At 71.2% G+C, this 23777-nt stretch carries 22 protein-coding genes; 13 read left to right on the plus strand and 9 right to left on the minus strand.

Annotated elements, in window-relative coordinates; genetic code table 11:
• Positions 1–57: 57 nt before the first annotated feature.
• The 5 genes from ACVGV2_RS19480 to ACVGV2_RS19500 all read right to left on the minus strand — a co-directional run bounded on the left by ACVGV2_RS19480 (position 58) and on the right by ACVGV2_RS19500 (position 4024).
• On the minus strand, positions 58–1059 hold the full coding sequence (locus ACVGV2_RS19480) for an MBL fold metallo-hydrolase (protein ID WP_459163786.1): 1002 nt from the start codon (positions 1057–1059) through the stop codon (positions 58–60).
• Entirely contained in the window at positions 1056–2015 is a 960-nt protein-coding gene (locus tag ACVGV2_RS19485; RefSeq protein WP_459163787.1) for a TIGR03557 family F420-dependent LLM class oxidoreductase, read from the minus strand. The genes ACVGV2_RS19480 and ACVGV2_RS19485 overlap by 4 nt, the downstream gene beginning before the upstream one ends.
• A 173-nt stretch (positions 2016–2188) precedes the next feature.
• Complete coding sequence (locus ACVGV2_RS19490; RefSeq protein WP_459163788.1) at positions 2189–2515, minus strand: WhiB family transcriptional regulator; 327 nt, start codon at positions 2513–2515, stop codon at positions 2189–2191.
• Positions 2516–2642: 127 nt separating this feature from the next.
• On the minus strand, positions 2643–3107 hold the full coding sequence (locus ACVGV2_RS19495; RefSeq protein ID WP_459163789.1) for an STAS domain-containing protein: 465 nt from the start codon (positions 3105–3107) through the stop codon (positions 2643–2645).
• A 197-nt stretch (positions 3108–3304) separates the two neighbouring features.
• Positions 3305–4024, minus strand: coding sequence for a GAF and ANTAR domain-containing protein (locus tag ACVGV2_RS19500; RefSeq protein WP_459163790.1), 720 nt, complete (start codon positions 4022–4024; stop codon positions 3305–3307).
• Positions 4025–4458: 434 nt separating this feature from the next.
• Here ACVGV2_RS19500 and ACVGV2_RS19505 point away from each other — a divergent pair, with 434 nt between their 5' ends.
• Genes ACVGV2_RS19505 through ACVGV2_RS19515 form a run of 3 tightly spaced genes read left to right on the plus strand, consistent with a single transcriptional unit; the run spans position 4459 to position 10330 of the window.
• Positions 4459–6255 (plus strand): thiamine pyrophosphate-requiring protein, encoded by a 1797-nt coding sequence (locus tag ACVGV2_RS19505; protein ID WP_459163791.1) that lies wholly within the window; start codon positions 4459–4461, stop codon positions 6253–6255.
• Entirely contained in the window at positions 6252–7361 is a 1110-nt protein-coding gene (locus ACVGV2_RS19510; RefSeq protein ID WP_459163792.1) for an enolase C-terminal domain-like protein, read from the plus strand. The genes ACVGV2_RS19505 and ACVGV2_RS19510 overlap by 4 nt, the downstream gene beginning before the upstream one ends.
• 35 nt (positions 7362–7396) lie before the next feature.
• Positions 7397–10330, plus strand: a complete 2934-nt coding sequence (locus ACVGV2_RS19515) for an FAD-binding and (Fe-S)-binding domain-containing protein (protein ID WP_459163793.1) — start codon at positions 7397–7399, stop codon at positions 10328–10330.
• Positions 10331–10388: 58 nt separating this feature from the next.
• On the opposite strand, the gene ACVGV2_RS19520 is transcribed toward ACVGV2_RS19515, so the two are convergent.
• The gene (locus tag ACVGV2_RS19520; RefSeq protein WP_459163794.1) at positions 10389–10811 is read right to left on the minus strand and encodes an STAS domain-containing protein; all 423 of its coding nucleotides are present in this window, start codon (positions 10809–10811) and stop codon (positions 10389–10391) included.
• 408 nt (positions 10812–11219) lie between these two features.
• Between ACVGV2_RS19520 and ACVGV2_RS19525 the strand changes: the two genes are divergently transcribed.
• From ACVGV2_RS19525 to ACVGV2_RS19535, 3 genes are read left to right on the plus strand one after another with little or no spacing between them, the layout of a single operon-like run.
• The gene (locus tag ACVGV2_RS19525) at positions 11220–11960 is read left to right on the plus strand and encodes an alpha/beta fold hydrolase (protein ID WP_459163795.1); all 741 of its coding nucleotides are present in this window, start codon (positions 11220–11222) and stop codon (positions 11958–11960) included.
• A gap of 11 nt (positions 11961–11971) precedes the next feature.
• A complete protein-coding gene (locus tag ACVGV2_RS19530; RefSeq protein ID WP_459163796.1) occupies positions 11972–13363 on the plus strand; it encodes a hypothetical protein in 1392 nt (463 codons plus the stop codon).
• Positions 13364–13382: 19 nt separating this feature from the next.
• The gene (locus ACVGV2_RS19535) at positions 13383–14222 is read left to right on the plus strand and encodes an MBL fold metallo-hydrolase (RefSeq protein ID WP_459163797.1); all 840 of its coding nucleotides are present in this window, start codon (positions 13383–13385) and stop codon (positions 14220–14222) included.
• A gap of 27 nt (positions 14223–14249) precedes the next feature.
• Here the strand turns inward: ACVGV2_RS19535 and ACVGV2_RS19540 are convergent, their stop codons facing one another.
• Both ACVGV2_RS19540 and ACVGV2_RS19545 read right to left on the minus strand, forming a co-directional pair.
• Positions 14250–14399, minus strand: coding sequence for a hypothetical protein (locus ACVGV2_RS19540; protein WP_459163798.1), 150 nt, complete (start codon positions 14397–14399; stop codon positions 14250–14252).
• A gap of 136 nt (positions 14400–14535) precedes the next feature.
• Positions 14536–14955 carry an organic hydroperoxide resistance protein gene (locus tag ACVGV2_RS19545; protein WP_459163799.1) on the minus strand — a complete coding sequence of 140 codons (420 nt, stop codon included), beginning with the start codon at positions 14953–14955 and terminating at the stop codon, positions 14536–14538.
• A 308-nt stretch (positions 14956–15263) separates the two neighbouring features.
• Here ACVGV2_RS19545 and ACVGV2_RS19550 point away from each other — a divergent pair, with 308 nt between their 5' ends.
• The 3 genes from ACVGV2_RS19550 to ACVGV2_RS19560 all read left to right on the plus strand — a co-directional run bounded on the left by ACVGV2_RS19550 (position 15264) and on the right by ACVGV2_RS19560 (position 18259).
• Entirely contained in the window at positions 15264–15677 is a 414-nt protein-coding gene (locus ACVGV2_RS19550) for a cupin domain-containing protein (protein ID WP_459163800.1), read from the plus strand.
• Between the two features lie 405 nt (positions 15678–16082).
• Complete coding sequence (locus ACVGV2_RS19555) at positions 16083–16283, plus strand: cold-shock protein (RefSeq protein WP_459163801.1); 201 nt, start codon at positions 16083–16085, stop codon at positions 16281–16283.
• A 656-nt stretch (positions 16284–16939) separates the two neighbouring features.
• Complete coding sequence (locus tag ACVGV2_RS19560) at positions 16940–18259, plus strand: DUF418 domain-containing protein (RefSeq protein WP_459163802.1); 1320 nt, start codon at positions 16940–16942, stop codon at positions 18257–18259.
• A gap of 79 nt (positions 18260–18338) precedes the next feature.
• Here the strand turns inward: ACVGV2_RS19560 and ACVGV2_RS19565 are convergent, their stop codons facing one another.
• Positions 18339–19490, minus strand: coding sequence for a M20/M25/M40 family metallo-hydrolase (locus ACVGV2_RS19565; RefSeq protein ID WP_459166062.1), 1152 nt, complete (start codon positions 19488–19490; stop codon positions 18339–18341).
• 232 nt (positions 19491–19722) lie between these two features.
• Here ACVGV2_RS19565 and ACVGV2_RS19570 point away from each other — a divergent pair, with 232 nt between their 5' ends.
• From ACVGV2_RS19570 to ACVGV2_RS19585, 4 genes are all read left to right on the plus strand, one after another.
• The gene (locus tag ACVGV2_RS19570; protein WP_459163803.1) at positions 19723–20346 is read left to right on the plus strand and encodes a phosphatase PAP2 family protein; all 624 of its coding nucleotides are present in this window, start codon (positions 19723–19725) and stop codon (positions 20344–20346) included.
• A 69-nt stretch (positions 20347–20415) separates the two neighbouring features.
• Complete coding sequence (gene dusB, locus ACVGV2_RS19575) at positions 20416–21618, plus strand: tRNA dihydrouridine synthase DusB (RefSeq protein ID WP_459163804.1); 1203 nt, start codon at positions 20416–20418, stop codon at positions 21616–21618.
• A 5-nt stretch (positions 21619–21623) separates the two neighbouring features.
• A complete protein-coding gene (locus ACVGV2_RS19580; protein WP_459163805.1) occupies positions 21624–22073 on the plus strand; it encodes a hypothetical protein in 450 nt (149 codons plus the stop codon).
• Positions 22074–22428: 355 nt separating this feature from the next.
• Positions 22429–23301, plus strand: coding sequence for a GGDEF domain-containing protein (locus ACVGV2_RS19585; protein ID WP_459163806.1), 873 nt, complete (start codon positions 22429–22431; stop codon positions 23299–23301).
• The last annotated feature ends 476 nt before the right edge of the window (positions 23302–23777 follow it).

Consider the following 23777-nt stretch of genomic DNA (forward strand, 5'->3'; position numbering starts at 1 on the left):
CGATGGGTGTACCCGTTCCGAGGAAGCACCGAAACCTCCGGAGACCCCTGCCGCCGGTCACGAGCACTGCACTGCTCCCGGCGCGAGCAGCGAACGCGTTTCCCCGGCGTTGAGCTCCCACAGGCGTTCGGCGTCCAGACCGCGGGCGTGCCAGCAGTTCCGCATCCGCTCCACGGGCTCGCCCAGGGGTTCCGTGCCGAGGGAGAACGTGCCCCAGTGCATCCCCATCACGCGGCGCGCTCCGAGCACCTCGGCCGCGCGCACGGCTTCTTCGGGCGCCATGTGGGAGCGGTGCATGAGCGGGCGCGGGGCGTAGGCGCCGATCGGCAGCAGTGCCAGGTCGAACGGTCCGTGCAGACTTCCGATCCGCGCGAAGTGCGAGCCGTAGCCGGTGTCCCCGGCGTGGTAGATGCTTCGGCCGTTCCGGGTCTCGAAGACCCACCCGCCCCACAGCGAGCGGCACGTGTCCCGGAGCCCGCGGCGGCTCCAGTGCCGGGCGGGTACGAAGCGGGCGCGCACGTCCGGGCTCAAGCGCGCGGACTCCCACCACGACAGCTCGGTCACGGTGGTGAAGCCCCTGCGGTCGAACCAGCGGCCCAGCCCGGCGGGCGCCAGCACCGGAACACTGCGGGAAAGCGCCTTGAACGTGGGCGCGTCGAGGTGGTCGTAGTGGTTGTGCGTGACGAGGACCGCGTCGAGCTCCGGAAGGGCGTCGAAGTCGATCCCTGGCGGCGTGCGGCGCACGGCACCCGGGATCTGGTGCGACCAGACCGGGTCGACGAGCACCGAGGCACCTCCCAGGCGCAGCAGGAAGGTGGCGTGCCCGACCCAAGTGATCGCGTCCTGGTCCGTTGCCGGGGCCTCGGCCGCGGTGGTGGCCGTGGGCACCGGCACGTCGTTGCGCCGCCGCGGACGTTTCCGGGCGCGCCACATGATCCGGGCGACATCGAGGAAGCGGGGTTTCGGTTCCGCCGACAGGTGTTGGAACGTGCGGGCGCGACGTGGCGCGCGGAAGGCGTGCACGACGCGGTCGACGCCTCGTTCAGCTCGACCGGTCATGCGGAACCCGCGTGGAAGACCGGAAGCACCTTCTCCTGCCACGCCTGGAAGAACTCCTCCTGCGAGGGCCCCATCTGCTGGACGTAGACCTCGTCGAAGCCGGCGTCGGCGAACTTCTGCACCGCTTCGACGTGCCGGTCCGCGCTCGGGCCGCAGGGGAAGATCTCCCGGAGCGCGTCGTCGGTGACGAGGTCCACCGCCTGCTCGAAGTCCCTCGGGGTCGGCAGGTTCAGCGACAGCGACCCGGGAAGCGCCTCCGTGGCCCACTTGCGCGCCGTCCGCACGGCTTGCTCCTCGCTGGGCGCCCAGCACGCCTTCATCCCGGCCTGCACCGGTTTGTCCTGGCCGCCGGCCTCGCGGAAGGTCGCGACGAGGTCCGGATCGGCCAGCGGCGTGCACAGCCCGTCCGCCTCCGCCCCGGCGAACCGAGCGGTCTTCGGACCGAACGCGGAGACGTAGATCGGCACGGGGTTCTCCGGCAGGGTGTACAGGCGCGCGTTCTCCACGGTGTAGTGCTCGCCGTGGTGGTTGACGTACCCGCCCCGGTGCAGCGCGCGGATGACTCTGATCGCCTCGCGCAGCATGTCGGAGCGCACCTGCGGCGGCGGCCACCGGTCACCGAGCACGTGCTCGTTGAGCGCCTCGCCGGTGCCGAGGCCGAGCGCGAACCGCTCCTTCGCCTGCACCCCGGCCGTGGCGGCCGCGTGCGCGGTGATCGCCGGGTGGATGCGCATCGTCGGGCACGTCACGGCCGTGGTGATCGGCAGCGACGTCACCTGCGAGAGCGCACCGATCACCGACCACACGAACGGGCTGTTGCCCTGGGCGTCCACCCACGGGTGGAAGTGGTCGGAGATCCACAGCCCGCGGAACCCGGCCTGCTCGGCGAGCTGCGCCTGCCGCACGAGCTCGTCCGGTCCGAACTCCTCGGTGGCGAGGAAGTAGCCGATGCGCACTGCAACCCTCCCGCTGCTCCGTTGATCTCGTCCGCTGCCGCGCACTTCTCGGACGCGCTGCGCGCGGGTCCTGCACGCAGGCCCGCAGCTGCGTACGTGCGCACGGCGGTCCCGGGGTGCCCACCAGGGGCGTTGCGTACACGCCGGCGCCCCGCCGGTCGAGAAGAGACCGGTCAGGCGTGGTGCTCGACGACCCGAGCGGGCGGCTCGGCGTCCGCCGCTGCGCCCTCCTCGAGGTAGCGGCGGCGTTCCGCGGGCGTCAGTCCGCCCCACACGCCGTAGGGTTCTTCCACGGCCAGAGCGTGGTTCAGGCACGCTTGCCGGACGGGGCAGCGGGCGCAGATGTCCTTGGCCGCATCTTCGCGCCTGCGGCGGCGGGCTCCGCGCTCGCTGTCGGGGGCGAAGAACACGGCCGCGCTGGTGTCGCGGCAGGCGGCGAAGCGCTGCCAGTCCCACTGCTCGGTGCGCGGGGCCGGCAGTCGCGCGAGCTCGTACCTCAACACTCGCTCCTGGGAAGTCATCGTTAAGTGGTTTGCGTGCGGACTTCCGGGGGGAACCTCCTGCACGGCTCTCGCTCCGGGTGATCGACAGTCCTCGTCGGAACGACGGAGCCGAGCGTGCGGGAGTTCAGCCGCCGACCGGGGTGACGCGCTCGCGAGCCCGTCCGGTCAGCTCGGCGACCGCGGCGGCGACGGTGGGATAGGTCGGGACGGTGTCGCTCCACCCGGCCGCTCGCAGCGCCCGGTCCACGCACACCGGACCGTCCACGATGCACACCGAGATCGCGCGGCCGGCGCCGCGCCGGCGCGCGTGGTTCAGCAGCTCCAACCCGGCAACGCCCATGAAGTCCAGTTCGGACAGGTCCAGGATCACGCTCTCGACGGTCGAGGACAGCCGCGGCGCCAGCAGTTCGTGCAGCCGCGGAGCGGTACTGGAGTCGAGTTCACCGGCGACGCGCAGCACGACCGAAGTGCTGGTCGGGCGCCACAATTGCAACACCAGTTCCCGCGCGAGCTCGACAGCAGGTGTCGGGCTCCGTTCATCGGGAACACCGGGTGCGGAAGCCGACGTGCGGGGAGCATGCGAAGTCATGACTGCCTCCTACCCGGCGGCAGCCAGCGAGGGGAACGAACGGTCCTGCCGGCATCCCTGCCCCGCGCCTGTCTGTTGCAGGACAACGACCCCGCAGCAGGACCGAACGCCTCGAAGCAGGCTGTCGTCGGTCGAGCGAAGGGTCTTGCGGGCTATCGGCTTAACCGCTTCCACCCTACCGGGCGAGGGCAACTGGTTCACGAACTCCGCGGCCGGGAAGCACCGTTGGACTGCTCGTGCGTGTTCACCAGCCAGGAGGCGACCTCGGTGAGTTTGATGTTGGACTCCTGCGAGGCGCGCACGAGCAGGTCGAAGGCGCGCTGCGCGGAGACGTCGTGCCGGCACATCAAAAGGCCCTTGGCCTGACCGATGGCGTCGCGGGAGGCCACCGCCTCGTTGAACTGCCGGTGCTGCCGGGCGCCGGACAGGGCCAGGGCCGCGTGCGTGGCGAACACCTCGCCGATGAGCTGTTCCTCGTCACCGAATCGCACGCCGCGATCGCCGTAGAGGTTCAACGCGCCGAGCGTGCCCTGCTGCACGTAGAGCTGGAACGAGACCAAGCTGCCGGCGCCGAGCTCGCTGGCGCGGGCACCGAAGGCGGGCCAGCGGGAGTCGGTGGCCAGGTCGTTGGCGAGGACGGTGTGCTGCTGCCAGATCGCGTCCAGGCACGGTCCCTCGCCCAGTTCGTTCTGGAGCTCGTCGCACTGGCGGGCCAGCTCATCGCTGGGCACCTGCGCGGTGACCTGGCGCCGATGGACTTGGCTGATCCCACCGGAGACCACGCCGGGCACGGTGGCCACCGCCGCCTGCACGATCGCGGCCAGGGTCTGCTTCTCGTCCGGCTCGGCCTCCAGGTCGCGGGCCAGCGCGCTCATGGTGCGGGCGAGTTCGTGACGCTGGTCGCTGGTGCTGCTCATGACCGATTTCCTCCTGGTGATCGGACGGCCGCGCGGGCGCGCAGGTCTGAACCCGCACGGCCTTGACCGGGCCGATATCCGGATGAGAACCCAGTCCATCCCAGGATGCCCGCGAGCGCGCCCGACCCACACCCCTCGCCCCGCAGTCTCGAACAACCCCGACGACGGAGTGGTCAGACGACGGAGTGATCAGGCGACGGAGTGGTCGCTAACTGAACGCCAGGAGCCGGCCCGGAGCCAGCCGTGACCGCGGAGCCGGCAACGCCGTGCTCCGCGGCGACCGTGCGTCGAAGCCCCGGGATGTGCGTGTTTGGCCGTGCAGCGATCGCGGGTACGACGAATCGCGAGGCCCCGGCCGTCGGGACGCGTGCTCGCGACACGCTCGCGGCCACCTCGCACGTACGGACAGCAGCGGACGGAAACGGAGTGTCGACGTGGCGGAGTTGGTCTCGGACTACATCTTGCGCCGGTTGCGCGAGTGGGACGTCGAGAAGGTGTTCTCCTACGCCGGCGACGGGATCAACGGGATCCTGGCGGCGTGGCAGCGGGCGGGCAACGAACCCCGGTTCATCCAGTCCCGGCACGAGGAGTTGGCCGCCTTCGAGACGGTGGGCTACGCGAAGTTCTCCGGCAGGGTCGGCGTGTGCATGGCCACCGGAGGGCCGGGAGCGGTGCACCTGCTGAACGGGTTGTACGACGCGAAGCTGGATCACGTGCCGGTGGTGGCGATCGTGGGTCAGCAGGGCACCACCTCGCTCGGCGGTTCCTACCAGCAGGAGATCGACCTGAACTCGCTGTACAAGGACGTGGCCAGCGACTACGTCCAGTTCGTGGCGACGGCGCAGCAGCTGCCGAACGCGTTGGACCGGGCGATGCGCACGGCGATGGCCAACCGCACGATCACCGCGCTGATCGTCCCCGGGGACGTGCAGGAGACGGAGTACACGCCGCCGACGCACGCGTTCAAGATGGTGCCCTCCAGCCTGGGGATCTCCGGGGCGACGACGACACCGGCCCGGGAGGACGTGCAGCACGCCGCGGAGGTCCTCAACTCCGGCGAGCGGGTCGCGATGATGATCGGGCAGGGCGCCCGCGGCGCGGCCGAGGAGGTCAAGCAGGTCGCCGACGCGCTGGGGGCCGGGGTCGCCAAGGCGTTGCTGGGCAAGGACGTGCTCACCGACGACCTGCCGTACGTGACCGGGGTGTCCGGGCTGATGGGCACGCGTCCCTCGTGGGAGCTGATGCGCGACTGCGACACGCTGCTCATGGTCGGGGCGAGCTTCCCGTACAGCCAGTTCCTGCCGGAGTTCGACCAGGCGCGGGCCGTGCAGATCGACATCGACCCGAGGATGATCGGGATGCGCTACCCGTTCGAGGTCAACCTGGTCGGCGACGCCAAGGCCACCCTGCAGGAACTCCTGCCGCTGCTGCGGCGCAAGGAGGACCGCACCTGGCGGCAGCAGGTGGAGGGGACCGTCAGCGGCTGGTGGGACGTGATGCAGCGCCGCGCGAACGTGTCGGCGGACCCGATCAATCCCGAGCGGGTGTTCCACGAGCTGTCGCCGCTGCTGCCGGAGAACTCGATCGTGACCACCGACGCGGGTTCGGTGGCGAACTGGTACGGCAGGCACCTGCGCATCCGCGGGGACATCCGGTGCTCGCTGTCGGGCACGCTGGCCACGATGGGGCCGGGGATGCCGTACGCCACCGGCGCGAAGTTCGCCCACCCGGACCGGCCGGTGTTCGCCCTCGTCGGGGACGGCGCGATGCAGATGAACGGCATCAACGAGCTGATCACCATGGCGAACTACTACTCGGAGTGGGACGACCCGCGCGTGGTGGTCGGGGTGCTCAACAACAGCGATCTCAACCAGGTCACCTGGGAGATGCGGGCGATGAGCGGTGCGCCGCAGTTCCTGCCCTCGCAGCAGTTGCCCGACTTCCCGTACGCGGCCTACGCGGAGTCCCTCGGGTTGCGCGGCATCAAGATCGAGGACCCCGGCGAGGTCGAGGACGCGTGGCAGCAGGCGCTGCGCTGCGACCGGCCGTGCCTGGTCGAGTTCGTCACCGATCCCGCCGTGCCGCCGATCCCGCCCGAGGCGAACTGGGAGCAGATGCAGTCCGTCGTCGAGGCCATGCTCAAGGGCGATCCCGACACCTGGTCGGTGCTCAAGGAAGGCGCCAAGTCCAAGGCGCAGGAGTTCGTCCCGGGACGGGCGGACCGCCGGTGAGCGGTCCCGGCGCGGAGATCGCGGACGTTCGGGCGCGGGCCTACGGCGTCCCGACCGAGACACCGGAGTCCGACGGAACGCTGTCGTGGTCGACCACGACGGTCGTGGTCGTCACGGTGCGGGCCGGCGACAGCACCGGTCTCGGCTACACGTACGCGCACGCGGCGTGCGTCGAGGTGGTCGAGACCGTGCTGGCCTCGGCGGTGCGCGGCCACGACGTCCTCGACGTGCCCGCGGCCTGGCAGGCGATGCAGCGGGCGGTCCGCAACAACGGGCGGCCCGGGCTGGTGTCGTGCGCGATGTCGGCGGTGGAGATCGCGCTGTCCGACGCCGCGGCCCGCCTGTGCGGGATGGCGCTGAGCCGGTTCCTCGGCCGTGCGCACGAGAGCGTCGCCGTGTACGGCAGCGGCGGGTTCATCACCTACGACGACGAGCAGTTGGACCGGCAGCTGCAGCGGTGGGTGGGTGATCAGGACCTCTCCGCCGTCAAGATCAAGGTGGGCGAGGACCGGGGCGGCAACCCCGAGCGGGATCTCGCGCGGACGGCGTTCGTCCGCGACGCCGTCGGGGAGCGCGTGCGGCTGTTCGTCGACGCCAACGGGGCCTACTCGCCCGCGCAGGCCGTGCGCATGGGCCGGCGCCTGGACGAGGCGGGGGTCGTCTGGTTCGAGGAGCCGGTCTCCAGCGACGACCTGGCCGGCCTGCGGCGCGTGCTGCGGGCCACGGAGGCCGATGTGGCCGCGGGCGAGTACGGCTTCGACCTGCCGTACTTCGCGACGATGTTGGAGGCCGGTGCCGTGGACTGCCTGCAGGTGGACCTCACCCGGTGCGGCGGGATCGGGGAATGGCACCGCGCGGCGGCGCTGGCGGCGGCGCGCAACCTCGAGGTGTCCGGCCACTGCGCCCAGAACGTCACGGCCCACGTGGCCGTGACGACGCACAACGTCCGGCACTTGGAGTGGTTCCGCGACCACGAGCGCATCGAGGCGCTGCTGTTCGACGGCGTGCTCGACCCGCGGGGCGGCGCGGTGCGCCCCGACCCGTCGGTTCCCGGACACGGCATGACCTTGAAGGAGGCCGACGCCGAGCCCTACCGGGTGCGGTGAGGAGGTCGGCGTGCAGCGGAGCCCCAGGAGGCGAGATGACGGCGACCGGCCTGCCAGGACTGGCCAAAGTGGACACCGAATCGCTGCGCAGCGACCTCGCGGCCACTGTGGACGGTGAGGTCCGGTTCGACGAGGGCACGCGCGGTGCCTACGCCACCGACGCGTCGAACTACCGGCAGGTGCCCGTCGGGGTCGTCGTGCCGCGCACGGTCGAGTCCGGGTCCCGGGCGGTGCGCGTCTGCCACGAGCACGGCGCGCCCCTGCTGTCGCGTGGCGGGGGCACGAGCCTGGGCGGGCAGGCCACGAACACCGCCGTGATCATCGACTGGACCAAGTACTGCCACGGGCTGGTCTCCGTCGACCCGCAGCGGCGCACGTGCGTGGTCGAGCCGGGCATCGTGCTCGACGCGCTCAACGGCGAGCTCGCCGCGCACGAGTTGATGTTCGGACCGTTCCCTTCCACGCACAGCCACTGCGCGCTGGGCGGCATGATCGGCAACAACGCCTGCGGCGGCAGCGCCCAGATGTACGGCAAGACCGTCGACAACGTGCGCAGCCTGGAGATCCTCACCTACGACGGGCTGCGCTGCTGGGTCGGGCCGGTCACCGAGGCCGAGCTGGAAACCGCGATCGCCGCGGGCGGCCGCGGGGGCGAGATCCACCGACGCCTGCGCGAGATCCGGGACCGCTACCGGGACCGCATCCGGCAGCGCTACCCCGACATCCCGCGCCGGGTGTCGGGCTACAACCTCGACGCCCTGGTGCACTCGGCCGGGACGGCCGAGGACGGCCTCAATCCCGCCGAGCTGCTCGTGGGCAGCGAGGGCACGCTCGTGACGGTGCTGCACGCCGAGCTCGACCTCTTCCCCGCGGTGGCCCGCAAGGCGACGGTGGTGCTCGGCTACGAGGACGTGACCGCCGCGGCCGACGACGTCCCCCGGCTGCTGCAGCACTGCACCCCGATGCTGCTGGAAGCGCTCGGCGGCGAGCTGGTGGAGTTCATGCGCGCGCAGGAGATGTACCTGGACTCGGTGGCGTTGCTGCCCGCGGGGAGCAGCTGGCTCTTCGTCCAGTTCGGCGGTGATTCGGAGGACGACGTCGACGAGCAGGCGCAGCGCCTGCTCCACGGGCTGGGCAAGACCGCGCAGGACGCGGACGTGGCCCTCTCCGACGACCCCGAGCGCGAGGTGCAGATGCTCAAGGCGCGCGAGGCCGGGCTCGGGGCGACGGCCAACCCGCCGGACATGCCCGAGAGCTGGGAGGGCTGGGAGGACTCGGCGGTGCCCCCGGAGAAGCTGGGGGACTACCTGCGGGACCTGCTGGCGCTGTTCGCCGAGTTCGGCTACGAGCGCCCCGCGCTGTACGGGCACTTCGGGCACGGCTGCGTGCACATCAGGATCCCGTTCCGGCTCAAGAGCGGTCCGGGCGTGGCGACGTTCCGGCACTTCGTGCAGCGCGCTGCCGACCTCGTCGTCTCCTACGGCGGCTCGCTGTCCGGCGAGCACGGGGACGGGCAGGCGCGCGGCGAGCTGCTCGTGCGCATGTTCGGCGAGGAGCTCGTGCAGGCCTTCGGCGAGGTCAAGGACGTTTTCGACCCGGCGAACCGGATGAACCCCGGCAAGGTCGTGGCGCCCTACCGGGTGGACGAGCAGCTGCGGCTCGGACCGGACTACCGCCCCGAGCACCCGCGGACGTACCTGGGTTTCCCCGAGGACGGCGGGAGCTTCCACCAGGGCGTCATGCGGTGCGTCGGCATCGGCAACTGCCGCAGCGGCAGCGGGGGCGTGATGTGCCCCTCGTACCGGGCGACCGGCGAGGAGGAGCACTCCACCCGGGGGCGGGCGCGACTGCTGTTCGAGATGATGCAGGGCCACGCCGACACCCCGATCACCGACGGGTGGCGCTCGCAGGCCGTGCACGACTCGCTGGACCTGTGCCTGGCCTGCAAGGGGTGCAAGTCGGACTGCCCGACCGGTGTGGACATGGCGATGTACAAGTCCGAGTTCCTCGCCCAGCACTACCGCCACCGGCTGCGCCCGACGACGCACTACTCGCTGGGGTGGCTGCCGCTGCTGGCGCAGGGCGCCCGGCTGGCACCGCGGCTGGTCAACACCGCGCTGCACGCTCCCGGGCTGGCCGAGGCGGGCAAGCGCATCGCCGGCGTCACGCCCGAGCGGGAGGCGCCGCGGTTCGCCCGGCGCAGTTTCCAGCAGCAGTGGCGCGGACGCGGGCGGCCCGAACCGCAGCCGGGCGACCGCGACGCCGTGGTGCTGTGGCCGGACACGTTCACCAACCACTTCGAACCCGGGATCGCCCGCGACGCGGTGCAGGTGCTGGAGAACGCCGGGTTCCGGATCGCCGTCCCGCAGCAGCCGGTGTGCTGCGGGCTGACCCTGATCTCCACCGGCCAGCTGACCTCGGCGCGGCACGTGCTCCGCCGCACGTTCCGGGTGCTGCGTCCGTGGATCGAGGCGGGCACCCCGATCGTCGGGATGGAGCCGTCGTGCCTGGCGGTGTTCCGCTCGGACCTGCGCGAGCTGTTCCCGCACGACGAGGACGCCGAGCGGCTGCGCGACCAGTTCCTCAGCCTGGCCGAGGCCCTGACCCGGTACGCCCCCGACTGGCGCCCGGCGCAGCGCGGCGTCGACGCCGTCGTGCAGACGCACTGCCACCAGCACGCGGTGCTGGGGTTCGCGGCGGACAGGACGGTCATGGCCGAGGCGGGGGTGAACGCGGAGGTCCTCGACGCGGGATGCTGCGGTCTGGCGGGGAACTTCGGCTTCGAACGCGGGCACTACGACGTCTCGATGGCCTGCGCCGAGCACGCCCTGCTCCCGGCGGTGCGGCGCGCGGATCCGGAGACGGTGGTGCTGGCCGACGGCTTCAGCTGCCGCACCCAGATCGCCCACGGCAGCGACCGCACGGCCGCGCACCTCGCGGAGGTGCTGGCGCGCACGACGTCGCGGTGATCCCGGGCGGCAGAGCGCTCCGCGGAACTGGGTGCGAGCCCACCGCGCCCGTTCCCGCTCATGAGCGTCCCGCCCCGGCAGCCAGGTGCGGCACCTCGTCCAGGCAGCTCCGCCGCGCGGGCACGTCACCGGTCCCTTCGGGCGGGCCATCGGGCGGCTCCGCGGCGGCGAGCAGCCGGACCAGGCACAGCGGCTCGCCGACCAGGTACACGGCGCACCGGGCGCGGCTCGCCCGCCGCCGCAGGTACCGCACGGCGTCCAGGCCCTCCACGCTGATGAAGCTCAGGCGCGCCACGTCCAGAACCACGACCTCCAACCCCAGGATCCACTGCGGTCTGAGCTTGTCGTGCAGCTCCACCACCGTGACCCCGTCGAGTTCCCCGGCCAGTTCGACGACGAGGGCTGCGGCTGCGGCGTGCCGCAGCCGCACGCGCAATCCGGGCCACTCGTCCGTGAGCCCATCGGCGGAGGGGGCAGACATGTCATCGCCCTGTTCGGGTCGTTGCCAGTGCAGCACCGCCTCGTACGGGCACGTCCCCGCAGCCGCTGGCCTGCGGCCTCCTGCCGGTGGCCGTGCGGCGGGGACGAGCTCGGGCGGGTTCGTTTTGTCGGCTCAGTATCCACCCGCGGCGGGCAACGGGCCACCCCGCGGTCAGCAGCGCAGAACCGGTCCGCCACCGAGCACGAGCAACGCGCGCAGCCGGGCCGGTGCGGTCGGTCGGTGGTCGATCGTTTGGGCGCGGGCTCACGGGGGGAACCGGATGGTGGGCGTTCACCGGGGGCGCGGGGCGGAGGCATCCCCAGCGGCACGGGAGCGGGCGCCGCGGCGGGCGGCAGGCAGGACAGCGGCGACGGGCGATCGCCGGGAACGTGTGCGGCGGGAGGTCTGATGGAATCCGTGCCGGTCCCGGCGGAGGGCGGAACCCTGGCGAGCTGGCGCGTGCCGGGCCCGGAACCGCCGCTCGTGTGCGTGCACGGCGCCGGGGTGTCGAGCCGTGCGGCGCTGCCCTTCGTCGCCGAGATGTCGGGCCGGCGGCAGACCTGGACGGTCGACCTCCCGGGATTCGGACGCAGCCGCACCGCGGAAAGCGCCAGCGGCGTCGGGGAGTTCCGCGACGCACTGGTGCAGTTCCTCGACGGCGCTTCGCTGCCCTCGGCCCACGTGCTGGGCTGGTCCTTCGGAGCGCAGATCGCGGTTTCCCTCGCAGTGCGGTTCCCGCAGCGCGTGCGTGGTCTGGTGCTGATCGGACCAACGATCGACCCGGTGGCCCGGTCCTTCCCGCGCCAGCTGCTGAGGTGGTTGGCCAACTCCCCGCAGGAGCCGCCGGGGCTGACGCCGCAAGTGGCGAAGGACTACCGCGACGCCGGGTGGCGCCGGGTGTGGCAGGCCTTCCGCGGTGCGCTCACCGACGAGGTGGAGGACGCCCTGCCGCAGGTGCGGGTTCCGGTTCTGGTGGTGCGCGGCGAGCACGACCGGATGGTTCCGCAGCCGTGGGCCGAGGAGGTCACCCGATTGCTGGTGCGGGGCGAACTCGTCGTCTGGCCGGGGGCGGGGCACATGGTGCCGTTCGCGGATCCCGCCGGCCTGGCGCGGACGCTCGAGCGCTTCACCACCGCGAGGTCAGCATGAAGGAGGGCGGCATGAAGCCCGGGCGCGCAGCGGCCTCCTTCGATTCGGCCACCGGGATGCTGCGCGCCCTGGCCCGGCACTTGGCGGGGCGCGAGGTGCCGATGCTCGGTCAGCTGCCCCCGAGCCTCGAGCTCCCGGTCTCGGTGCTGCTGGGCGGGGCGAACAAGTTGCCGAGACGGCCGGCCGAAGCGCTCTACACCGCGAGCGGCGTGGGCGAGGCCGTGCCCCGCGGCAGCACGGGTGAAGTGGACTCCGACCTGTTGGCGCGGTGGGTGGTCGAGCACTACCCGAAACAGCGCTACGACGTGGTCTTCGCGGGATCCGCGAACGGCGCCGCGATCCACCTCGCCGCCGCCGTCGGCGCTCCGTGGTTGCCGCAGACCCTGCTGGTACCCGTGCGCCGCCGCGGTGTGGACCGGGACGACCCGGAGGCGGAAATGCGCGCGGGGACGGAACCGGCCGAGGCGCTGCTGGAGTCCAATCCGGACTTGGCGCTGCACCACATGCACGATCCGAACCAGGACCGGTTGATGATCGGCGGCATGTCGTACTTCCGGCTCAAGTGGCAGCAGTTTCCGGCGGCGTACCAGCGTTTTCTGGCCGAAAGGCTCGCGCCCGGCGGAGTGGTCGTCAGCGTGGAGTGCGAAATGCAGTGGCCGGTGACGCAGGTCGCCGACCGGCACTTCTTCCAGTTCGGCGCCTTCGGCGGTGCCACAGCCGAGGAGTACCACCACGGCGGGCCTCGGGTAGCGGACCTGCTGCGCGAGCACGGCGCTTCGCGGCGCCGGTGGCAGCCTCCACCCGCCGACCGCGCACGCCCCGAGGCCGAGTGGGGTTTCGATCCTGCCTGGAGCGGCGAACTCTCGAACGAGGTGCACCGGTTGGGCGGGCAGTTGCGGCGGGTCAGCTTCGACGGCCCGAACGAGCTCAGCCCCGCCGTCGCCGACGTCTACCGCGAATGGCACCGGCGCCGCGGAGTTCCGAACCAGCGCATGCTGCTGGACTGCTTCCTGCTGCTCGATCCGCTGCTGACCGTTCGCACGGGGTCGGTGCCGTTCTGGTTGGCGTTCGGCACGCGCGGTTCGCTGAGCGCGGCGCACGAGTACCTCGACCAGACCGGGGACTTCGACGAGATCCGCCTGATGCTCTTCTCGCACGGGGCGGACTCGATCGGCCTGGCCCCCGTGGACGAGTGGCGCGAGTTGTTGCGCCGCGCCAACAAGCTCGGCTCGATGCCGGGCGTCGACCGCCACGCCTTCCCGCGGGACTTCGCCGTGTTCGCCCGCGCCCACCGCGATCTCGCCCGGGTGCGGCACCGCTACCCCGTGCCGGAACCGATGCCGTGGGCGGCCGCGGAAGAGGTGCTGCGCGAGCGGACCGACGTGGGCGTCATCGCAGCATGAGGTGCGGAGGTGATCGGACATGACTACTTCGTTGACGTTGCCGGCGGACGGTCCCGGAGATCTCACCGAGGGCAGCGTGTACTTCATCGGCAACGCGACCACGCTGATCCGCTACGGCGGCTTCACGATCCTCACCGATCCGACGTTCCTGCACGCCGGTGACCACGTGCACCTCGGGCACGGCATGTACGCCCGCCGCGAGGTCGAGCCGGCGTGCCAGATCGCCGACCTGCCGCCGCTGGACTTCATCGTGCTCTCGCACCACCACGGCGACCACTTCGACGACGTGGCCGCCGCGCAGCTGCCCGCGGACGTGCCCATCATCACCACCGAACACGCCGTGGGACTGCTGAGCGAGCAAGGCTTCACCCAGGGGTGCGCGCTGGACACCTGGCAGTCCCGAAGCGTGACCAAGGGGGAGAACGCGGTGCGCGTCACCGCGATGCCGGCCAAGCACGACCCCGACATCGTGGCGGGCATGCTGCCGCCGACCATGGGCAGCGTGCTGGACTTCGGCCGCGGGCAGGAGGAACGCTTCCGCCTCTACATCAGCGGTGACACGTTGCTGCACGACCGGCTGCACGACATCCCGCAGCGCTACCCCGGCATCGACCTGGCGCTGGTGCACGCCGGCGGGACGACCCTGCTGGGCACGGTGGTCACGATGACGGGAGAGCAAGCCGTGCGCGCCGTGGAGATCGTCCACCCGCGCCACGCCGTACCCATCCACTACAACGACTACTCGGTGTTCCGGTCCGGAATGGACGACATCAAGCAGGCCGCGAGCACCGCGCAGACCTCGGCCGAGTTCCACTACCTCAGCCACGGCGAGACCTACCACTTCCGCCCGGCCGCGTGAGGCACCGCGCCGGAGTCTCGCGGCCGCTCAGCTCAGGAAGTCGAGCAGCGCGCGGTTGAACTGCTCCGGATGCGCGGTGCTGCGGTTGAACTGCTCCGGACGCGCGGTGCTGAGGCGGGCGCGCTCGGACTCGAACCGTTGCCCGCGGGAGCCTCCGTTGCCCGCGGGAGCCGGCACAGCCCGAACAGCTCCCCGCGGGGTTCGGTGCGGGGTGCCACCGCAGTACCGCTCGGGGCACCCCGCACGCCCGGACCGTCGACCGCTCCGGACCGGGCCGCGGGTTCGGGATCCCGTCGGGACCGCCGGGTGGAGCTCACACGGTCGCCCGGAGCGTGACCTCGATGTTGCCGCTCGTCGCCTTCGAGTACGGGCAGAGCTGGTGGGCCTGGTGCATGAGGTCGTCGGCGGCCTCCTGCTCCAGTCCCGGGAAGTGGCCGATCAGGGTCACGGCGAGGCCGAAGCTGGTCTGGTCCGGCCCGATGCCGACCTCCGCGTCGATCGTCGTCCCGTCGGGGACCGTGGCATCGCTGTTCTTGGCCGCCACCCGCATCGCGCCGTTGAAGCACGCGGCGTAGGCCGCCGCGAACAGCTGCTCGGGGTTGGTGCCCTCGCCGTCGCCGCCCATCGCCTTCGGCTGCCGCACCGGCTGCTTGATCTGGCCGTCCGACGAGTACACCTGCCCTTCCCGGCCACCGCCGGTCGAGGTGGCCACTGCGGTGTAGGAAATGCTCATTGTCGTTCCTCCTCGAAAAAACGGGCGTTCCCCTCGGGGTCTCGCAGCGTACCGGTGCCGGACCGGCTCCGCTGCCGGCTTGCGGCGTGACGAGCGCTTCGAGCGCCTCGCGGTCGTCCACGGCGCAGCAGCCCCCGAGACCTCCCCAGGTCTTGCCTGAGAGCGGAGCATCCACACGTCGCCCCGGGGTGAATCGGGGCGCGCCAGGAGTTGGGCCGCGAGGAAATTGAGCTCGAACCCGGTGCGGTCTACCTTCGAGGCTTGACGCTCGGAACTGATCACGGCCCGGCGCGCTCAGGAGGGTTTCGATGCTGGAACGCGCAGGAAGCACGGCGTTCGACTACGACATGCACGGCGGAACCGCACTGACCAGGGTGCAATGGTACTTCCTCGAGGAGGCGCGCCTTCCGGTGGCCGTGCACATGTGGGAGCTGCCGCCCGGTGGCGCCGAAGGCGTGCACGCCCACCACGAGGACGAGCCGCTGGAGGAGCTCTACCTCGTCGTCGAAGGCACCGCCGCGATGCGCGTCGACGAGCGAACCCACGAACTCGGACCCGGTGACGCCGTGCTCGCCCCCGTCGGTTCGGAGCACGACGTGCGCAACACGGGCGAAACGACCCTCAAAGTGGTGGTGGTCTGGGGCCGCCCGGCCGAGAGCGACTTGTCGAAGTTCGGCACCGCCCGCGCCGCCCGTCGAGCGCGGTCCCACCAGTCCGAATAAGGGGTCCTCAGGCACTCCGGCGCTGGGTACGGCGCACGAACGGGGCTGGCTGTTCTTCGCCTGAGTCGATCGCGGCGAGGCGTTCACGGGCTGTTTCCAGGTCGGCGAGGTCTTCGAGCTCTTCGAGGAGTTCGGCGGCTCGGGCAGCGGCGAACCGGCGCCTCGGGTGGCTGGTGTCACCGATCAGGGCCAAGGTGGTCGCTGCGCGGCGCTGCGTGGAGTACACTGCCCCCAGGTCTGAAGTTTTTGTGTTCGTGTATCACCACGCTCGCAAAGAACGTCGTTGCGGGCGCCGTTGCGTTTCTTCTTGCTGGGCAAGCCGGAGACCTCGTCGTCGCAGGACCGACCCTCGGCCGTACAGCGCGGCCGAGACAGCAAGCACTGTCGAAAGATCGAGGAAGCATCATGACTACCGGCACCGTGAAGTGGTTCAGCGCGGAGAAGGGCTTCGGCTTCATCGCCCGCGAGGGTGAGCAGGACGTGTTCGTCCACTACTCGGAGATCCAGGGTTCGGGCTTCCGTACCCTCGAGGAGAACCAGCAGGTCGAGTTCGAGATCAGCCAGACCCCGAAGGGTCCGCAGGCGGTCAACGTCGTCGCCCGCTGAACGACCCGCTGAACGCGGCGCCCGCACGGGCCGGTGCCGGCATCGCCCGCGCACCTTCGCCCGTGCGCCCGTGTGACGCGTCTCGCCGCTGGTGAGCGGCTGCGACCCCGGTCAGTGGCCGGGGTCGTTTCATGTCGCCGGTCGACACGCGGCTTCCCATCGAACGCGGCTTCCCGGTCGAACGAAGCTCGTGGCCCGAGCACGACTTCGGCCGCCTCGACCGAACGTGTGCTGAGTCGATCCCGCCGGCCCCGGTGCGTGCGCCGAAGCGGTGCACTCCGTAATCTGATCACGAGGGATGATCTGATCACGAGGGCACGAGCGGGACGTGTGCGCACCGCCGCAACCGGGATCGGTGCGATCACGCGCGCCGTTCCGGCACGATGGGCATCTGGGGAGATACCGACGGACCGTACGTGGCCGCCCCGCGTTACGGAGCGTCTCCCGCATCTGGTTTGCTCAACGTGTCGAAATCGCGACATCCTCGCAGGCTCCTCACACTTCCGAATGAGACCGGCCGATCGTTCGATGACGCGGGGTGACGCAACGTTGAAGAACCGCCACCGTGACAAAGGGCTAGTAGGCCGATCGGTGACAATGTGCCAAGCAGCGACGCACAGTCAGGATCAGACGGGAATATGAGTTCGACAGAACCAGTGAGCGCTCCGAAGGAAGCCGCGGCGCGGGACGGCTCGTCCCCGTCAGCGGAGGAGTCCCAGGCCCGGCCGCAGGCGAACGACGCCAGCTCGGGCGCCAAACCCTCCGGGACCGGCGAAAAAGCCAAGCAGGCCGCGGGCTCCGCCGCCCGGCTGGTCGGTATCGACTTCGCGCGCGCGATCGCCATCCTCGGCATGTTCGCCTCGCACGTCGGCCCCACCGACTACGACCACCCGCACTCGTGGGCGTTCCTGCCGTTCCACGGCCGGGCGGCGATCCTCTTCGCCGTGCTCGCGGGCATCTCGATCGCCATCATGTCCGGCAGCAGGCAACCGGCGGTCGGCCGCAGCTGGCGCAAGGCGCTCGTCCGGATCGGCTCCCGCGCCGTGCTGATGCTCGCGCTCGGCCTGCTCATGAACCTGGTCTTCATCGTGCCGGTGTGGGTCATCCTCACCTACTACGGCGGATTCTTCCTGCTCTCGCTGCCGTTCCTGCGGATGCGCGCGGGCAGCCTGGGCCTGCTGGCCGGATTCATGATCGTGTTCGCACCGATCATCTCGTGGTGGATCCGCAGCGCCTACTTCCCGAAGACGCTGATGGAAACACCGCTCAACGACCTCGACTTCAACATGCTCACGTCGCTGAGCGGAGTCGGGAACTTCGTCGCGACGCTGCTGCTGACCGGCGTGTTCCCCACCTTCATCTGGATCGGCTACGTCCTCGCCGGCATGGCGCTGGGCCGGCTCGACCTCACCTCGCTCAAGGTCGCGCGCCGCGCCACCATCGGCGGTGCCGTGCTCGCCGCCGTCGCCTACGGTTCCTCCTGGTTGACGATGTACGCGTTCGGCGGGGCCGAGCGCGTCTACTCCGCGATCCAGTCCTACGCCGACTTCGACGGGATCCCGGTGGAGGAGTTCCTGCAGCTGAACCTGTTCCGGATCCACGGCACGCCGCCGACCGACACGCCCGCCTGGCTGCTGCTGCCCTACGCGCACACGGGCACCTCGTTCGACGGGGCCGGCGGTGTCGGGCTCTCGTTGCTGGTGATCGGGGCGTGCCTGTGGTTGCAGCCCTACGCGGCCCAGTACATGAAGTCGTTCGCCTCGGTCGGGGCGATCTCGCTGACCTGCTACGTCGGCCACCTCGTCGTGATGCAGCTGATCTGGGGCGGCGAGCCGAACAACACCGCGCTCAACGCCGTGCTGTTCCTCGCCGGCAGCGTGCTGTTCGCGGTGCTGTGGCAACGCTGGTACGGCCAGGGTCCGTTGGAGAAGTTCGTCGCGAAGATCTCCTCCAGAGCCACCCAAGCGGTGCGCTGAACCACCCGCAGGAGAACCGGCGTCGGTACCGCACCGGCGCCGGTTCCTTCGTGTCCGGCCGGCCCGTGCGCCCACGGCCTCAGTCCCCGCCGGCTGCGCCGATCCGCGCGAGGATCCCGGCCAGCAGAGCGATCCGCCCCGGCGAGCGCCCGGGTTCGAAGTGCTCGCCGCGCGAGTGCGGCCCCGCCCCGGCGCCGCCGAGCCCGTCCAGCACGGGACGGCCGAGCGCGGAGACGAAGTTGGCGTCGCTGACGCCGCCGACGGCGACGCCCTCCAGCGGTTGTCCGAGTTCCGCGGCGACTTCCTCGGCCGTGGCGAACAGCTCCCGCGAAGGCGGGTTGGGGTTCATCGGCGGACGGTTCCACCCGCCGGTGACCTGCACACCCACCCGCGGGTCGGCCGCGTGCAGCGCCGCCAGCCCGGCGTCGATGCGCGCCCGCTCGTCCGGATCCTGGATGCGGACGTCGATCTCGCAGCTGGCCCGCCCGGCCACGACGTTGCGGCCGGTTCCGCCCTCGATGCGGCCGACGTTGAGGGTCGTGCCCGACTCCGGATCGGCCAGGGCGGTGATCCGCGGGACGAGCTCGGCCAGGGCGTGCACCGCGCTGGCTCCGGCCGTGGGGTCCAGTCCGGCGTGCGCCTCGACACCGCGAGTGGTCACCTCGAACATGCCGAGGCCCTTGCGGTGGGTCTTCACCGTGCCGGCGCGCCCCGGTTCGAGCACGAGCGTGCTGTCGACGGCCACGCAGGCGCGTTCGATGTGCTCCCGCGACGCGTCACTGCCGATCTCCTCGTCCCCGGTGAGCAGCAGCCGCGCTGACGGGTGCGGAACACCCAGCTCGCGCAGCAGCGCCAGTGCCCAGACGCCGTGGACCGTGCCGATCTTCATGTCCAGGCACCCGGGACCGGTGGCGCGGTCGCCGTCCAGCCGGAACGGCCATTCCGCGAGCGTGCCGGTCGGCCACACCGTGTCGTAGTGGCACAGCAGCAGCACCCGGCCGGGCGCGGTGCCGGGGTAGGTCAGATCGAGCACGTCGCCGCGTTCGCCCCCGTCGTGCCGGGTGCGGGCCGCCGGCTGCCCGAGCCGCTCGGCCAGCAGGGCCTCGTGCTCGGCCAGCCCCCTGTCCAGCGCTTCCAGCTCGCGGCTGGGCGTTTCCCGTTCGACCAGGCGCTGCACGTCCGCGAGGACGTCCGGCAGGGCGTCCTCGGCCGCTCGGACCACGTCCCGCATCCCGTGCACTGGGCCTCCTCGAGGAGTGTTGCAAACTGGCTCGCCTGCTGGGGGCGAGCGGTTGGGGGCAGCTGGAGGAACCGGGCGGCGACACGCTACCTCCCGGCACGGAACGCGCACACGCGAGCGCGCGGAAACCCGGCGCCCGCCCACCCGCGCGACCGGCACCTCAGCACCGCACCGACAATGCGTACTGTCAACAACGGGCAGGTGAACGAAGCGGGAGGACCGGATGGATCACGTGGCGGCCAGCGGCGAGGCCCCCGGCGAAGTGGGCGACGTGCCGGACATCAGCGTCGACGGCTACCGCGTGATCACCGGGTTCGCGCACAGCACACCGGCTTGGTTGCAGGACGCGCTCGAGACGGCGACCTCGGCGGTGATCCTCCTGCTCGGACTGCTGATGCTGGTGAACCTGTGGCGCGTGCGGCGCAACGGCCACCGGGACCTCGCGCTGGCCGCGGCGGCGCCCGCGGTGACCGCGCTGGCCTACGGGGTCAGCGAGACGCTGAAGAGCCTCCTCAGCCAGGAACGCCCGTGCCGCGCCGTGCCGAACGTGTTACCGAGCCTCGCCGACTGCCCCGACGTCGGTGACTGGTCCTTTCCCAGCAACCACTCCACGATCGCCGCCGCTGCCGCGGTCGCGCTGGCCATCGCCTGGCGGTCCGCGACCGTCCCCGCCGTCCTGCTCGCCCTGTTCGAGGGCTTCACGCGGATCTTCATCGGGGTGCACTACCCGCACGACGTGCTCGGCGGGTTCCTGCTCGGCGGGGTCGTGGCCGCGCTCGGCATGCTGCTGGTCGCGAAGCTCGCGGCGGACCGGTCCGGCAGCCGCTGTTCCGCACCCGCCAGGTAGCGCGGCCGGGGCCCACGCGGGCCGGGCCTGGGCAGTGCTCGGCGGTCGCATCGGGGACAATGGCCGGTGATGACCGCGCTCGATCCGACGCCTGCAGCGGTGGCCCCGGCAGCGGCTCCGGCAGCGGCTCCGGCAGCGGCTCCGGCAGCAGTCGCGCCGCTGCGCATCGGTGCGCACACCGTCGATCCCCCGGTGGTGCTCGCGCCGATGGCCGGGGTCACGAACGCACCGTTCCGCCGGCTGTGCCGGGAGTACGGGGCGGGGTTGTACGTCTGCGAGATGATCACCTCGCGGGCGCTGGTCGAACGCCACCCCAAGACGATGCGGATGATCCGGTTCGACGAGCGGGAGCACCCGCGATCGTTGCAGCTCTACGGTGTCGACCCCGCCACGATGTACGACGCGGTGCGGATGGTCGTCGACGAGGACCTGGCCGACCACGTGGACATGAACTTCGGTTGCCCGGTTCCGAAGGTGACCTGCCTGGGCGGCGGTTCGGCGCTGCCGTACAAGCGCCGCCTGTTCGGCGACATCGTGGGCGCGGCGGTGCGCGCGGCCGAGCCCGCGGGCGTCCCGGTGACGGTGAAGTTCCGGGTCGGCATCGACGACGAGCACGTCACGCACCTCGACGCGGGCCGGATCGCCGCCGACAGCGGTGCTGCGGCGGTCGCCCTGCACGGGCGGACCGCGGCGCAGCGCTACTCCGGCACCGCGGACTGGCAGGCGATCGCCCGCCTGGTCGAGCACGTGCCGAACATCCCCGTCCTGGGCAACGGCGACGTCTTCCGCGCTTCGGACGCGCTGCGGATGATGTCGGAGACGGGCTGCGCCGGGGTGGTCGTCGGGCGCGGCTGCATGGGCCGGCCCTGGTTGTTCCGCGATCTGCAGGCGGCGTTCGCCGGGGAGCCGGTCCCGGAGCCGCCCGCGCTCGGCGAGATCGCATCGCTCATCCGCAGGCACGGGCAACTGCTGGCCGAGGAGATGGGCGAGGACGCCGGCCTGCGCGATCTCCGCAAGCACGTGTCGCAGTACCTGCGCGGGTTCCCGGTCGGTTCGCAGCTGCGCCGGCAGTTCGGCATGGTCTCGCGCCTGTCGGAGCTCGACGACCTGCTGGCCCGGTTGGACCCGAGCCTGCCCTTCCCAGCGGAGGCGGAGGGCCCGCGGGGTCGTCAGGGTTCGGCGAGCTCCGTCGTGCTGCCGGAAGGTTGGCTGGACGATCCGGACGACCCCAGCGTTCCGGCGGGCGCCGAAATGGACCACAGCGGCGGTTGATCGCCATGCGCGACGAAACCGGCTCCGGACACCGCGGGTTTCGCGGTGTCCTCTGCGGTCTGGTTCCGCTCGTGCTCGTGATGGCGGGGTGTTCGACCGGTCACGACTCCGAACCGTTGCGACTGTCCAAACGGTACTTCGCCGCGAACGACACCGCGGCCCGCGAAGGCCCCGACGCGCAGCGCGATTTCTTCCGCCGCACCCAGCATCCGGACTTCCCCCTGGGGGGCTGCGATCTCGGTGGGAGCACCGTCGAGTTCGACCCGGCGTGGTCGACGCTGCGCCGCGATCCGCAGTTCACCGCGGACGGGATCGAGCCGCGCGGTGCGGTGTGGGTGGTGGGGGTCGAAGTCACCACGCGCCGCGGCGGTGTCGTCCAGACGCGGCAGATCGGTTCGCAGCACCTGGTCGTGCTGGAAGGCTCCCTGTACGGGTTCGCCCCGTGCTCCCGGTGAGGCCCCGTTCTCCCGGTGAGGCGCCTTTCTCCCGGTGAGGCCCCGTTCTCCCGGTGAGGCCGCTTTTTCCGTTATGCCGCTTTCCGGTTGATTCGGAATTTCCCGCCCTCCGCGCCACCCGAAAACCAGCGAGGGTGACGGAAAACACAGCAGCAGCGCTCATCCGGGTGGGCGGGGTGCGCGGGCAGCGGTTTTGCCCAGGACTCGGCGACGGTACACCTGCGGGGAGTTGGACGGATGTGCGCACACCCGAGCGCACTCGCTCAGCCGGAAGAGCGAATTCGAGACGCACTCGGATCCGTTGGCTCAAGCGATCCGTCCCAAGCGACGACATCACGGACGGGAGGTGAGAGCGATGGCCGGGCTGCGCCACGGGTTCGCCGGTTCGGAACCGGTCCGCGAAGGCGCGTCCGCAGCGCCACCCCCCGGAAGCCGCGCCGGCCGCGAGAGCTCCGGCAACACCGGCATGGCCGAGCTGCACGAGTCGATAGCGCGGTTACTCGCGGCGCGGGGACAGTGGCGGCAGGCCTACCACCACCTGCGCTCCGCGCACGACCTCATGTCGACCACGGAGACGGTGCAGGTGCCGGACCAGCTCCGGCACGAAGTGAACCGGCTGCGCAGGGAGCGGGCCGAAGCCCGCGAGCAGAGCAGGCGCGACAGCCTCACCGCGAGCTACAACCGCCGCTACCTCCACGAGCGGCTCGCCGACATGCTCTCGGAGCACACCGGCGGGTCCGGCTCGGGGCTCGCCCTGGCTCTGGTCGATCTGGACTGGTTCAAGCAGGTCAACGACACGCACGGGCACGTGCTCGGCGACCGCGTGCTGCAGGACGTCGTCGAGCTGCTGCAACAGGCGCTGCCCGGGGAAGGGTTCTGCGCGCGCTACGGCGGCGAGGAGTTCGTCCTGGTCCTGCCGGACATCGAACCGACGACGGCCGTGTCGGTCTGCGAACAGGCCCGCGCACGGATGGAAAAGCACCCCTGGACGCGGTTGGTGGCGGGGTTGCGTGTCACGATCAGCATCGGATTGGCCCACGAGCGCACCGCGGGCCAGTCCGCGCCGCCGTCCGCGGAGCAACAGCTGATCAGCGCCGATGCCTTGCTGTACGCGGCGAAGCAGGCCGGACGGAACGCGGTGGCGTACCGCTGCGGCAAGGAGGTGCGATTGGCGGGCATGGCCGCGGGACGCCGTGCGGCCGGCCCGCGCCCGAACACCGACTACTGAGCGCGATCAGCTCATCGCAACACGCTGCGAAGCACGGTTACCCTCCTGCTTTCGTCCGAAAGCGATACACCAAATTGGACTAGCAGGACAGCCGCGTCGCACACTGGTTGTGAATAAGTTGTCGTCGGTATCGTCAGTTTGGACGAACCGCCGTACTATTTCGATGACGCCGGTCGATATCTGTCGGGGGATGGCGGCCGCGTTCGGATAACGTTGCGGTTGCACGCACGTCACATGGCAGTCGAGACGTACGCATTGGGAGGGACATCTGGTGCCGCACGATCCCCGGCATGTCGAGCTCGAGCACCGGGGCTCCCGCCCGACCGATGACGACGGTTCTTCCCAGGACCGGAACGGTTCGGAAGCAGACCCGAACGGCGGCCGCAGACGTCGTCGCGCCGCCGACGAGGAGGGAACCAGCGGGACCCACGTCATCGACCTGCTGTCCAAGCACGGCAAGGCTCCCCAGGAGACGA

Source organism: Bounagaea algeriensis (genome assembly GCF_054491375.1).

Bases quoted from the DNA above. Each gene is read 5' to 3' on its own strand.
- dusB (WP_459163804.1), top strand. From the start codon at position 20,416: ATGACCGCGCTCGATCCGACGCCTGCAGCGGTGGCCCCGGCAGCGGCT.
- ACVGV2_RS19495 (WP_459163789.1), bottom strand. From the start codon at position 3,107: ATGACTTCGCATGCTCCCCGCACGTCGGCTTCCGCACCCGGTGTTCCC.
- ACVGV2_RS19515 (WP_459163793.1), top strand. From the start codon at position 7,397: ATGACGGCGACCGGCCTGCCAGGACTGGCCAAAGTGGACACCGAATCG.
- ACVGV2_RS19520 (WP_459163794.1), bottom strand. From the start codon at position 10,811: ATGTCTGCCCCCTCCGCCGATGGGCTCACGGACGAGTGGCCCGGATTG.
- ACVGV2_RS19580 (WP_459163805.1), top strand. From the start codon at position 21,624: ATGCGCGACGAAACCGGCTCCGGACACCGCGGGTTTCGCGGTGTCCTC.
- ACVGV2_RS19550 (WP_459163800.1), top strand. From the start codon at position 15,264: ATGCTGGAACGCGCAGGAAGCACGGCGTTCGACTACGACATGCACGGC.
- ACVGV2_RS19530 (WP_459163796.1), top strand. From the start codon at position 11,972: ATGAAGCCCGGGCGCGCAGCGGCCTCCTTCGATTCGGCCACCGGGATG.
- ACVGV2_RS19555 (WP_459163801.1), top strand. From the start codon at position 16,083: ATGACTACCGGCACCGTGAAGTGGTTCAGCGCGGAGAAGGGCTTCGGC.
- ACVGV2_RS19525 (WP_459163795.1), top strand. From the start codon at position 11,220: ATGGAATCCGTGCCGGTCCCGGCGGAGGGCGGAACCCTGGCGAGCTGG.
- ACVGV2_RS19565 (WP_459166062.1), bottom strand. From the start codon at position 19,490: ATGCGGGACGTGGTCCGAGCGGCCGAGGACGCCCTGCCGGACGTCCTC.
- ACVGV2_RS19585 (WP_459163806.1), top strand. From the start codon at position 22,429: ATGGCCGGGCTGCGCCACGGGTTCGCCGGTTCGGAACCGGTCCGCGAA.
- ACVGV2_RS19480 (WP_459163786.1), bottom strand. From the start codon at position 1,059: ATGACCGGTCGAGCTGAACGAGGCGTCGACCGCGTCGTGCACGCCTTC.
- ACVGV2_RS19570 (WP_459163803.1), top strand. From the start codon at position 19,723: ATGGATCACGTGGCGGCCAGCGGCGAGGCCCCCGGCGAAGTGGGCGAC.
- ACVGV2_RS19500 (WP_459163790.1), bottom strand. From the start codon at position 4,024: ATGAGCAGCACCAGCGACCAGCGTCACGAACTCGCCCGCACCATGAGC.
- ACVGV2_RS19545 (WP_459163799.1), bottom strand. From the start codon at position 14,955: ATGAGCATTTCCTACACCGCAGTGGCCACCTCGACCGGCGGTGGCCGG.
- ACVGV2_RS19535 (WP_459163797.1), top strand. From the start codon at position 13,383: ATGACTACTTCGTTGACGTTGCCGGCGGACGGTCCCGGAGATCTCACC.